Genomic DNA, 12,122 nt, shown 5'->3' on the forward strand with positions numbered 1-12,122 from the left:
CCTCGAACGTCCCACGCTGCATGCGGACGTTTTGACGGAAGTCCTGCGGGATCAGGCTGAGTTGTCCTCTGAGAAAGCGGTGCGGCCCGACCCGGGTCTTCAAGTCGCGACCAACGCTTTTCTAGATCTTTAAGGGTACAAAAGACCTAGTTTCAACTAGTCAAGTAGGTAATTTTACCTATATTCCAGAACCGCAACCCGCCACTGGTGAGGTAAGAGGGGCACAGCCGGGCCGTGGCGCGCCCTGGATTGGCCTCAGATAGTGGATTTGTCCCTCGGTCGGGGGGCTGGGCGAGAATACGAAGCGCCCCGCGTGGGATTCGGAGGCACTCAGAACAAGGCGGGGCTGGTGCGGTGGTTGGGCCGGCACCTTGTGCCCAGAGAGGGACGGCACGGCCCCAGCCGGCCAGCCTTGGCTACTAGCGTTGGTCCGTCAGTTCGCTGTGGACTTCTTGTAAAACACCAACGAATGCTCCGCCGCCTCGCGCGCGCCATGAGCCAGAATGCCTCGCTTTATCTTGCCGACCACATGCATCTCGCACGGCTTGCAGTCGAAGCGCAAGGTAAGCTTTTCCTTGCCATTGACCAGCTGCAGCGGTTCTGCCTTGATAGTGCCCTTGACACCGATCACCCCTTTGGCTTGCTTGGGACACAGGCTCAAGGAAAAACGCACGCAGTGCTTGGTGATCATGAGGCTGACTTCGCCCTCTTCCTGCTGACTCTCGTAAGCGGCATCTATCACCTTCACGCCGTGCCGGGAATAGAAGTCGTGTGCCTTGTGGTTGAACACATTGGCGAGGTAGCTCAGTGTGTCGTCCGGGTAAGGCACTGGCGGACTGACGGCCTGCGCACGAGGCAGACGTTCCCATGCCTTGGCTCGCGCAGATTCCAGGGCGCCCACGGCCTCCCGGCGCAAGGCGTTCATGGTGCTGGCAGGAACGAACCAGGGCCGGGACAAAGCCAGTTGAATGTCGAACGGCGCAAAATCCGTCTCGCCCAGGCGGCTGAGAGATTCACGCAGCTTCAAGGACGCACCTGCTTCATCCTTGGGCGCACTCCAGTCCAGTTCCGCGCGAGATTGCCCGGTGTGGCCATCCTCGTCCGTCAGCGCCAGTTGCAAGCCGCCATCGCACTCACTCAAATGCACCCATACGCCCATACGGCGATCAGAAGATTTCTTCTCCAGCGTGCGCACCCAATCCATGCTGCGATTACGGTGAATGACAGTGCCTTTGCGAAGATCTTCAAGCGCAGACATGGCGTCTTTTGGAAAGACGCGCCATAGGCTGCTGGGGCCATCAACGCCCTCTTGCTTAATGTTTTCCACACGGTTCGTCTGCGCGCCCACCAGTTCCTTTTGCTGGTTCCAATAGCAAAGCCCATCGCCGTTGGACAAACGCAGGCCCGGCTCATCGGTATGCATCTCGAAGTGGTCCGCGGCCACCCTGGAAACAAAACCAATCGGTTGGCCCGGATTCTTGGGCGTGTCGAACGCTCCAATATCCTCTTTGCGACCATTCACGAAATAGTCAGTGAATTCGCGGTTGAAGTTTTGCAGGGGGTCCGGTGTGAACCCCAAATTCACCCGTCCGCTGGAGGCCCTTGCCAATTCAGGACGCTCGTCTTGAATGTCATCAAGAAGCTTCCTGTAATGAGCTGTGATGTTCTTCACATAGGCCATATCTTTATAACGGCCTTCAATCTTGAAGCTTCGCACTCCGGCATCAATCAGGGGCCCCAGATTCAAGCTTTGATTGTTGTCCTTCATGGACAACACGTGGGCATCGTGTGCGACAAAGCGCCCCTGCGCGTCCAGGACCTGATAAGGCAGACGACAAGCCTGAGAGCATTCACCCCGGTTTGCACTTCGCCCCGTATGGGCGTGGCTGATGTAGCACTGGCCGCTGAATGCGACGCAGAGTGCGCCGTGAATAAAAAACTCTATGGTGCAGCGGTCTGGATCGAGCGTGTCGCGAACGCCGGCGATTTCGGCCAGCGAGAGTTCCCGCGCCAGAACGATCTGCGAAAAGCCGACGTCTTGCAGGAAACGCGCCTTCTCGGGCGTGCGTATGTCAGTCTGTGTACTGGCATGAAGCTGTATGGGCGGGAGATCCAGCTCCAAGAGCCCCATGTCCTGAATGATGAGGGCATCTGCGCCGGCCTCATACACGTCCCAGGCCATGCGGCGAGCGCCTTCGAGCTCATCGTCACGCAATATCGTGTTCAACGTGACGAAGATGCGCGAGTTGAAGCGGTGCGCGTACTTGGTCAACCGGGCAATATCAGCCACCGAGTTGCCAGCGCTAGCGCGTGCGCCAAAACCGGGGCCGCCAATATAGACGGCATCTGCTCCATGGCGGATAGCTTCGATACCTATATCGGCGTCTCGAGCGGGAGCGAGTAGTTCGAGTTCGTGAGAGTGGGGCATTTGCCCCGATTATCCCAACTCTGCCTGGAAGCATCCAGAGTTGCCTGATGCTTACTCGATCTTGATATTCGCAGCCTTGACAAGAGCGGCCCAGTATGCGCGCCCCTGCGCCACTGTCTTGGCCAGCTCCTGAGGCGACTGGAAGCTGACACTGGCCCCCGCTGCCTTGGCAGATTCGATCGCCTTCGGCTGTGTCAGGCCTTTCTCGAGCGCTGCGGCTAATTTGCGTACTACCGCATCTGGCGTGTCCGCTGGGGCAAAGAGGCCTACCCAGGGGTTCAGTTGGAAATTAGGAAAGCCCTGTTCAACCGAGGTGGGCACCTCAGGCAGCATGGGGTGGCGCTCTGACCCTGCGATGGCCAATGCACGCAACCGGCCTTGCTGCACATAGCCCATGACTGCGGGTGGAGCAGTGATGAAAAACTGCACGCGGCCAGCGACCAGGTCTTGCATGGCGGGGCCGGATCCTTTGTAGGGCACGTGCACCATCTCAATACCGGTATCTTGCTTGAGGAGTTCACTGCCAAGATGCGCAACAGAGCCCGTGCCCTGTGAAGCAAAGCTCACTGCACCCGGGTTTTTCTTGACGTAGTCAACAAACTCCTTGAGTGAATGAACGGGCAAAGAAGGATGCACGACGACCACGGAAGGGGTCACCACTACCCGGCCGATGGGCACAAACGATTCAGGACGCCATTTCAGGTTGTTGAATAAAAGCGGATTGACCTCGTGGTAGAGCGAATAAGAGGCCAGCAAGGTGTAGCCGTCAGGCTTGGCCTGCGCGACATAGGTTGCACCAATATTGGCACTGGCCCCCGCCTTGTTGTCGACCACGACGCTGGATTTAAGCTCGCCTGCCAGCGCTTCTGCAGCCAAGCGCCCGGCCAGGTCGACAACGCCCCCGGGAGGAACGGGCACCACCACGGTGATGGACTTGTTTGGAAAATCCTGAGCCATCACCCCGGTCGCACCAAACAAAGCTGCGACAACCAAAAGGAGTCGAATCATCTTGCACCTTTATAAAAACCAAATCACTGCTTAACAAGGCGTGAATTTGAGTCAAAGAGCATTCATGGCGATTAAAAACTCAAGCCGCATCGCACTTGGAATGCATACACATCACGTCGTGCGAGCCAATAAATACCCAGCACACTCAACGCACCGTATGTATCATATAGATCAGCTTATTTGCTGAAAGCATATAGATAAAATAAAAACGATCAAGCGCTATTGACCGAGTGCAGAGACCTCGCCTCCTCCAACGCCAGTCGATCGCGGAAGCAAAGGCGGCAATGTGATCCTGCGCGTCCTGGAAGTCCCCAAGCAGGTTCCGTGCCCGATATAAGCGCGGGTATGGTTGTGGTTTGGGAAATGTCAAGATGACGAACGACACGCCCCACAAAAGTCCAGCAATGTCCAATCAGGGACGTGAACCTGCTGAAGGCACCCTTCAGAGTGAACTGGAGCATCGCCAAGTTAGGCTGCCATGAAATTGCATTCCCTCCTGGGAGCGCCAAGCTCCAGCTTGGCATTGCGGCGGCAGGAAGACATCAAGATCACAAGCAGGATTCCGGCGGATCCAGGGCTAAAGAACTGCCCCCCAAAAACAGTGCGGTAAAAATAAACCCAGTCCTATTGCCAAGGGAAGCGCCCCTACCACCCACTATGGTTCAAGTGCCAAGTTCGAAAGAACGATCCCCATACTAGTGCATGAATTTTTTTTCATCGCCAGATTTCACCGCCTCAACCATCTCTCGATACAACTCCATAGTGCGATCAAAAGCGCCAGGCCTATTGGCTAATTCATGCCTGACATAGTCCATTCTGCCGCTGTAGCATGCGCCAGTGGCTGCGCATTTAATCGCCAATTTAAATTCATCCTGATCACATTGCATGCCTAACCCGCATGGGAGAAGATAAATTGCCCGAGCGACTTCTTCGCCAGATTCCGGAAAATAAAATTTACCAGAAAATTGATAACCAATTTTACCGGACTCAGGATCTTTCGCCAGAACCATTCTCTTACCCACATCATCGATCAGAAAAGGATCGCCCAGCTTAACTATTTCAGCGACTTGCGACCTCATGGTTTCCATATCGTTGAAGTTATAGTTTGATCCAAGTGCATTCATTGCTGAAATCAATGGGTCAATTTTAGAAAATTCGGAACCAAAAACAGTTAGTATATGATCTTCTGAAATCTCTTCAGGAGTAAACGAAGAACATTTCATCCTCAGCTTTTCTGCAGCCTGGGACATTAACAAGTATTTCCCACCATCCATTTCAGCTTTATGTGGAGTTTGGACTTGTGTACCCAAATCCGTGAACTGCGCGATCTCCATGCACCTAATTGTCATTCTGGTCGCGTAAAAAAGTCCGCCGGACTCGGGAGCTCTTAACGCCATTTCATAAAGAACGCGTTGGTTACTCGGCGAATTTAAGGCATCCCTCATGAACGAGCGAAGTTCTGGCTCTCTCTGGAGTTCCAACACTCCTTCACTCAGCTTCGGCTGCGCCATCTCGCCTATGCGTACGTATTCCGTATAACTCAAGATCCCCGATTGCTGGTTGACTTGCACCGATTCTCGGAAGCTCGATCTCCCGAACAAAGGTACTTCACTAAACAAATAAGCAACTAGAAAAGAAAATAAAACAAAGGCGAAAGATTTTCTCATACAAAATTCACGATCTTTGCAATTTAATCGGCAAGAGGCAAACTAAAATCGCTGTTTCGGTCTGGCTAAATAACCAAGGACATTTAAATCAACAAACAATCCAATAGTGCATGCAGGCATGGTCTGAAATATCAATTCCAAAGAATGAATCAATCAGACTTCAACACATCCATAAACCGGGTTTAAGTTGACGCTGCTTGCCTTCGCCGGTTGGCCTGCGCCCCGCCCAAGCCTCTCGCCAAGGGAGACGAGCACTCGATAAGCCCCACAGCAGCGAGGCATGTGCAACAAACTGCCCATAGTTTATAGATTACTTTTTAGCTACTTTTTTCCTGCTTTGATGCTGCGAATTTCTGCTCCAGCAGGTACGCTGGCTTCGCAGAGCACCCTGAGGCTTGCCACCCTTCTAACGCCCCAATGAACTACGAGCGGATACCATCCACACCAGCCTGTTTACTTTTCCCCATCCGCCCCCAGCTAATTCGCCATGGCAAATCCTCTTCTTGACTTCACCGACCTCCCCCTGTTCGATCAGATCCGCCCTGAGCACATTGCACCGGCGGTGGATCAGTTGCTGGCTGAATCCGAAGCTGCGCTGGAAGCGACCGTAGCGCCGGATTTACCCGCCGACTGGGATACCCTGGCGCGTACGCTGGACGTGGTGACTGAGCGCCTGGGCCGTGCCTGGGGCGTGGTGGGTCACTTGAATGCCGTGGCAGATACGCCTGAGTTGCGGGCTGCGTACAACGCTGAGCTCCCCAAGATCACTGAGTTCTGGACGCGGCTGGGCTCTGACGAGCGTCTGTACGCCAAGTACAAGGCGCTCAATCCCTCTGCACTCAATACTGAGCAACGGCAGGCACTCAAGAACGCGCTGCGCAACTTCGTTTTGGGCGGGGCGGAGCTGCAAGGGGCGGCCAAAGAGCGCTATGCGGAGATTCAGGAACGCATGGCCGCGCTCAGCCAGAAATTCAGTGAGAACGCCCTGGACGCCACGGATGCCTATGCCTACTACGCGAGCGAGGCGGAAGTGGTTGGAGTGCCTGACGATGTCAAAGCAGCTGCCCGCGCAGCGGCCGAGGCCGATGGCAAAACGGGTTACAAACTGACCCTCAAACTGCCCAGCTACCTGCCCGTGATGCAATTTGCGCAAGACCGCACTCTGCGTGAACGCCTGTACCGTGCCTATGCCACCCGCGCCTCAGACCAGGCCGAAGGCGACGCCAAGAAATTCGACAATGCCCCTTTGATCCGCGAAATCCTGGCGTTGCGTCGCGAAGAAGCCCAGTTGCTGGGTTACGCTAATTTTGGCGAAGTCTCCGTAGCTGCCAAGATGGCTGACTCACCTAAAGAGGTGGTCGACTTCCTGCGTGAACTGGCAGTCAAGGCCAAGCCCTTCGCAGAGCGCGACGTGGCTGATCTGCGCGCTTTTGCCAAAGACAGTCTGCAATTGCCAGATCCGCAGAGCTGGGATTGGCCCTACATTGGCGAGAAGCTCAAGGAAGCCCGCTACGCCTTCAGCGAGCAAGAGGTCAAACAATACTTCCAGGCACCCAAGGTGCTGCAGGGATTGTTCAAGATTGTCGAGACGCTCTTTGAGGTGGCCATACGCCGCGACAGCGCGCCTGTCTGGCACCCTTCAGTGGAGTTCTATCGCATCGAACGCGACGGCAGCCTGCTGGGTCAGTTCTACCTGGACCCCGGCGCTCGCGCGGGCAAGCGCGGTGGCGCCTGGATGGACGATGTGCGCGCCCGCTGGTTGCGCCCGGACACAGGGCAGTTGCAAACGCCAGTGGCACAACTGGTGTGCAATTTCGCCGAAGGGGTTGACGGCAAACCGCCGCTGCTCACGCACGATGATGTGACCACCTTGTTCCATGAATTCGGGCACGGTCTGCACCATATGCTGACACAGGTCAGCGAGCATGACGTTTCCGGCATCAGCGGCGTGGAATGGGATGCGGTGGAGCTGCCCAGCCAGTTCATGGAAAACTTCTGCTGGGAATGGGATGTGCTCAAACACATGACGGCCCATGTAGACACCGGCCAGCCTTTGCCGCGCGAGCTTTTTGACAAGATGACCGCAGCCAAGAACTACCAGGCCGGCATGCAGACCGTACGCCAGATCGAGTTTTCGCTGTTCGACATGCTGCTGCACACCGAACATGATCCCCAGCAGGACTTCCAGCCCATGCTGGATGCCGTCCGCCAGGAGGTGGCTGTCACGGTGCCGCCGCCCTTTGCCCGTACCGCACAGACCTTCAGCCACATCTTTGCCGGCGGATACGCCGCAGGCTATTACAGCTACAAGTGGGCAGAGGTTCTTTCTGCAGATGCCTATGCTGCATTCGAGGAAACGGCTTCTGCAGACGGAACGCCCAGCGTGGAGACCGGGCGTAAGTACCGCCGTGAAATCCTGGAAGCCGGTGGCAGCCGCCCCGCGATGGAGTCGTTCAAGGCGTTCCGTGGCCGTGAGCCCAGCATGGACGCCCTACTACGACATCAAGGCATGGCTTGAAAACAGGACGAATGCGCTAGGTTATTGCTGGGAAAAACGTGAAATGAATGCCATCATCGCCAGATAACGGCTCTTCGCGTTAGCGAAGTCGGCCCTGTCATGCCCCGTGGGTGCCTGCTTTTACGGGTGCCCGCCCAACAGGCGCGGTCAGGGGGTTTGTGGTTTTTCCTGGATTGATCCCGTCTTACATGCGTTTCTTGCCCGCTCATTGCCTCGCTGCCGTCCTTGCCGCACTGCTTGTGGGCCACGTTGCGCAAGCCCAGCAGCTCTACCGGTCGGTAGGGCCTGACGGTCGCGTCACCTATTCAGACAAGCCGCCTGCCTCGAACGCGCCCAATAACCGCGCTCCTGCCACGGGCACAACGGGCAGCTCGGCTACAGGGGGAACATCTTCGACCACAGCAGGCGCGCCAGCCGGTGATGCCGCACTGCCTTTTGAACTCAGGCAGACCGCGCAGCGCTATCCGGTGACGCTTTACACGTCTGCAGAGTGTGTTCCGTGCAACAGTGGGCGCAATTTGCTTATCAATCGAGGGGTTCCTTTTACGGAAAAAACCATCTCGACCAGCGACGATCTGGCCGCCTTGCACCGGGCCACCGGCAACAATGAAAACAGCATGCCGCAGCTCACCATTGGTGGCCAACAGCTCAGAGGCTTTTCCGATTCAGACTGGAGCCAGTACCTGGATGCCGCAGGCTATCCAAAGACATCGCAATTGCCGGCGAGCTACCGTCGGCCTGCCGTGACCCCCTTGGTGCCTGTGCAGGTGCGGCCTGTGTCTCCGGGCGCGTCATCGGGCGCGCTACCCGCAGCGTCTGAGCCGAGCGCTGAACAGTCGCCCAGTGCCCCTGAAGTCGCCCCTCAGCCGTCGCCAGCCAATCCATCGGGCATCAGGTTTTGATTCTGAGGGCGTGTCAGGGACGAGGGGTAAGGAGCGTCGGCGATCGGCGGCTCTAGTCGAAACTCAGCGTCCGAACACCGTTCGCAGTTCCGAGCAAGCAGACCGCAGCCTTCTGGTGGGCAAATACGCCCACAGTCACCACGCCGGGCCACTGGTTCACGGCTGACTCAAACGCCAGCGGATCGCCGATGCGCAGGCCGGTGACGTCGAGAATGTGCTGACCGTTGTCGGTCACCAAAGGCGAGCCGTCCTTCATTCGCAAGCTGGCCTGCCCTCCCAACGCGGCAAATTGCCTGACGATGCGCTGGGCAGACATGGGGATGATCTCCACCGGCAGCGGGAAAGCGCCTAAAGCATCCACCAGTTTCGATTCGTCCGCAATGCACACAAATCGGCGCGATTGCGCGGCAACGATTTTTTCCCGGGTCAACGCGGCGCCGCCACCTTTGATCATGCATCCACGGGGGTCGATCTCGTCAGCGCCGTCGATATAGACCGAAATCTCTTCGACTTCGGAAGAATCGAGCACCGGAATGCCCAATGCCTTGAGGCGAGCAGTGGAAGCTTCTGAGCTGGAAACCGCACCGGGAATCTGGTCTTTCATCGTGGCCAGCGCGTCAATGAACTTGTTGACGGTGGAGCCTGTACCCACGCCAACGATCTGTCCGGGCACCACATATTGCAGTGCAGCTTGACCGACCAGAGCCTTGAGTTCGTCCTGGGTGGGAGCAGAGGGTGTAGGCATTTGCGACAATTCCCTAAATTACTTGCAAAGAAGAATTATCCAATGCCGCTGCTCCCTTACGGCTTAGCCCGCCCATTTCTTTTCAATCTGGACCCCGAAACGGCCCATGACCTGACCTTGGACGCCCTGGCGCGCACGCAAGGAACACCGCTCTCATGGGCCTGGTGCAATGGCCGGGTGAATGATCCGGTCACCCTCGCAGGTTTGCACTTTCCCAACCGGGTGGGGCTGGCGGCCGGACTGGACAAGAATGCACGCGCCATAGATGCCTTTGCGTCCATGGGTTTTGGTTTCGTCGAGGTGGGCACGGTCACCCCCCTGGCTCAGCCCGGCAATCCGAAGCCACGCATGTTCCGCTTGCCGCAGGCGAATGCCTTGATCAACCGGCTGGGATTCAACAATGCCGGACTGGATGCCTTTGTCCTCAATGTTCGAAACTCCCGGTTTCAGTCCCAGCGAGACGTCAACCCCGGGCCAGGCCGCATGATCCTGGGCTTGAATATCGGCAAGAACGCCGCCACCCCCATTGAGAAGGCCAATGACGATTACCTCACGTGTCTTGCCGGTGTGTACCCCTATGCCGACTACGTCACGGTGAACATCTCCAGCCCCAACACCAAAAACCTGCGCGACCTGCAAAGCGACGCAGCGCTGGATGCCTTGCTTGCGGCGCTCAAATCACGCCAGACCGAACTGGCCGACCAACATGGCAAGCGTGTGCCGCTCTTTCTCAAGATTGCGCCGGACCTGGAACAAGCACAGGTTCAGGCGATTGCAGACGCGCTGCTGCGCCATGCCATGGATGGGGTCATCGCCACCAACACGACGCTTTCTCGCGACGCGGTCAAAGGCATGGCCCATGCTGAAGAAGCAGGTGGCCTTTCTGGCAGCCCGGTGCTCGAAGCCAGTAATCGGGTCGTGCGAGCGCTGCGGACCGCCTTGGGCAAGGATTTTCCAATCATTGGAGTGGGGGGCATTCTGAGCGCCGCTGATGCGGCATCCAAGATGGAAGCGGGTGCCAATGTCGTGCAGATCTACACCGGCCTGATCTACAAAGGTCCTGCACTGGTCTCCGAAGTAGCGAAAACCTTGGCACGTTCCTGAAGCTTCGGCTTGAGGCCAGATCAGGAACGAATCCAACACCTAACCGGTGTTCGGCGCTCGCCTGCAAGGAAATGGAACAACTGGGACAATAGGACCATGGCTTACACATCCAGCTTCGTGCCCGAGATCCTGACTCCGTCGCCTGCCGACATCGAGGCCATGAAAGGCCCCGTCTTGCTGGAATTTGGCACCGGTTGGTGCGGCTTTTGCCGCGGTGCCCAACCTCTGATAGAGCAAGCCGCAGGGGATTTTCCTCTCGTGCAACATATCAAGGTGGAAGACGGCCCGGGCCGGCCGCTGGGGCGCAGTTTCAAGGTCAAGCTCTGGCCTACGCTGGTGTTTCTGCGGGACGGAAAACCCCTGGCGCAACTGGTACGCCCCACGAAAGCAGACGAGATTCGCGACGCCCTGCGACTCATAGCGCCATAACCATCCTTTCTCCGGCGCATTGACGCCAATCCCACTGCGTCCGCCTACGTCACCAGCCGCTCCATGTTCCGAACTCTCAAAGGCCCGCATGTGCTGGGCATTACGCTGGCTGCGGCCGGCATCATGATGATCACGATGGGCACCCGGCAATCGCTGGGCTTGTTTGTGGGACCTCTCAACACTTCAACCGGCCTGGGCATTGCGACCATCAGTTTTGCCATGGCGATCGGGCAATTTGTTTGGGGCGCAGTCCAGCCCTTCGCAGGTGCCGCAGCTGATCGCTGGGGGCCCAAGCCCGTACTGCTGGCAGGCATTCTGATACTGGCACTGGGGTGTGCCTTGGCCCCCTTCATGAATTCCGGTATGGGCTTGACCATCTCCCTGGGCGTACTGGTCGCCATGGGCGCCGGGGCGGGCAGCTTTTCCGTGCTGATTGGTGCCGCCGCCCAGCGACTGACACCAGAAGCACGAGGCACCGCATCTGGCGTCATCAATGCCGGCGGGTCATTCGGACAATTTGTATTTGCACCTGTGGCTCAGAAACTGATTCAGATGGTGGGCTGGATGGGCGCCATGTGGTCCCTGGCGGTGATCGTCTTGGCCGCCTTGCCCCTTATCGGCAGAGTGACCAAAGGCGGGCCGGCGCCCCAGGTTGCACGTACCCGCGGCGACCAAGGCTTGAAGCAAGCGCTGAAAACCGCGCTGTCGGACCGCAGCTACCTGCTGCTGCATGCCGGCTTCTTCACCTGCGGCTTTCACATTGCATTTTTGGTCACTCACTTGCCAACCGAAGTGAATCTCTGTGGACTTCCGCCTTCCGTGGCCAGTTGGTCCCTGGCCCTGATTGGCTTGTCCAATATCGTGGGCAGCCTGGTAGTGGGCCATCTGGTCGGACAGTACCGCAGCAAGATGATTCTCGCGATCATGTATGGCTCGCGCGCGGTTCTTATTCTTTGGTATTTGATGATGCCGCGAGAGCCATGGGTCTTTTATGTCTTTGCTGTAGGTCTGGGTTTGACCTGGCTGGCTACCGTGCCTCCCACGGCAGGGCTGGTGGGCAAGCTGTTTGGAGTGCGCTATTTGGGCACGCTTTTCGGGCTCACACTCCTTAGCCATCAGGTTGGTGGGTTCCTGGGCGCCTGGCTGGGCGGTGTTGCCATCACTGAACTTGGAAACTATGACCTCATGTGGCAGGCAGACATCGCACTGGCGCTTCTCGCGGCAATCCTGAACCTGCCCATACGCGAGAAAAAATTGAATACCCCGCGCGCAGCGGTCAGTGGCTGATGCCCACCTGAGCCGCATCGTCCGGGCATCGACA

General features: G+C 57.3%; 9 protein-coding genes. 5 read left to right on the forward strand and 4 right to left on the reverse strand.

The window, feature by feature from the left end:
- Positions 1-433: 433 nt before the first annotated feature.
- The 3 genes from ABIE13_RS25715 to ABIE13_RS25725 form a co-directional block, all read right to left on the reverse strand.
- The gene (locus tag ABIE13_RS25715) at positions 434-2,428 is read right to left on the reverse strand and encodes a peptidase U32 family protein (RefSeq protein ID WP_354448847.1); all 1,995 of its coding nucleotides are present in this window, start codon (positions 2,426-2,428) and stop codon (positions 434-436) included.
- 51 nt (positions 2,429-2,479) lie between these two features.
- Positions 2,480-3,436, reverse strand: a complete 957-nt coding sequence (locus ABIE13_RS25720) for a Bug family tripartite tricarboxylate transporter substrate binding protein (RefSeq protein ID WP_354448849.1) — start codon at positions 3,434-3,436, stop codon at positions 2,480-2,482.
- A gap of 695 nt (positions 3,437-4,131) precedes the next feature.
- A complete protein-coding gene (locus tag ABIE13_RS25725) occupies positions 4,132-5,103 on the reverse strand; it encodes a hypothetical protein (RefSeq protein WP_354448851.1) in 972 nt (323 codons plus the stop codon).
- A 487-nt stretch (positions 5,104-5,590) separates the two neighbouring features.
- On the opposite strand from ABIE13_RS25725, the gene ABIE13_RS25730 reads away from it, so the two are divergent.
- Together ABIE13_RS25730 and ABIE13_RS25735 are read left to right on the forward strand one after the other, a co-directional pair.
- Positions 5,591-7,621 (forward strand): M3 family metallopeptidase, encoded by a 2,031-nt coding sequence (locus ABIE13_RS25730; protein WP_354448853.1) that lies wholly within the window; start codon positions 5,591-5,593, stop codon positions 7,619-7,621.
- Positions 7,622-7,809: 188 nt separating this feature from the next.
- Positions 7,810-8,523 carry a glutaredoxin family protein gene (locus ABIE13_RS25735; protein ID WP_354448855.1) on the forward strand — a complete coding sequence of 238 codons (714 nt, stop codon included), beginning with the start codon at positions 7,810-7,812 and terminating at the stop codon, positions 8,521-8,523.
- A 52-nt stretch (positions 8,524-8,575) separates the two neighbouring features.
- Here ABIE13_RS25735 and rpiA read toward each other — a convergent pair whose 3' ends face one another.
- On the reverse strand, positions 8,576-9,268 hold the full coding sequence (gene rpiA / locus ABIE13_RS25740) for a ribose-5-phosphate isomerase RpiA (protein WP_354448857.1): 693 nt from the start codon (positions 9,266-9,268) through the stop codon (positions 8,576-8,578).
- 42 nt (positions 9,269-9,310) lie between these two features.
- On the opposite strand from rpiA, the gene ABIE13_RS25745 reads away from it, so the two are divergent.
- The 3 genes from ABIE13_RS25745 (at position 9,311) to ABIE13_RS25755 (ending at position 12,088) form a co-directional block, all read left to right on the forward strand.
- On the forward strand, positions 9,311-10,372 hold the full coding sequence (locus tag ABIE13_RS25745) for a quinone-dependent dihydroorotate dehydrogenase (RefSeq protein WP_354448859.1): 1,062 nt from the start codon (positions 9,311-9,313) through the stop codon (positions 10,370-10,372).
- A 96-nt stretch (positions 10,373-10,468) separates the two neighbouring features.
- Positions 10,469-10,801 carry a thioredoxin family protein gene (locus ABIE13_RS25750; RefSeq protein WP_354448861.1) on the forward strand — a complete coding sequence of 111 codons (333 nt, stop codon included), beginning with the start codon at positions 10,469-10,471 and terminating at the stop codon, positions 10,799-10,801.
- A gap of 63 nt (positions 10,802-10,864) precedes the next feature.
- On the forward strand, positions 10,865-12,088 hold the full coding sequence (locus ABIE13_RS25755; RefSeq protein ID WP_354448863.1) for an MFS transporter: 1,224 nt from the start codon (positions 10,865-10,867) through the stop codon (positions 12,086-12,088).
- The last annotated feature ends 34 nt before the right edge of the window (positions 12,089-12,122 follow it).

It is taken from the genome of Ottowia thiooxydans (genome assembly GCF_040548795.1).
Classification (GTDB): domain Bacteria; phylum Pseudomonadota; class Gammaproteobacteria; order Burkholderiales; family Burkholderiaceae_C; genus Ottowia; species Ottowia thiooxydans_A.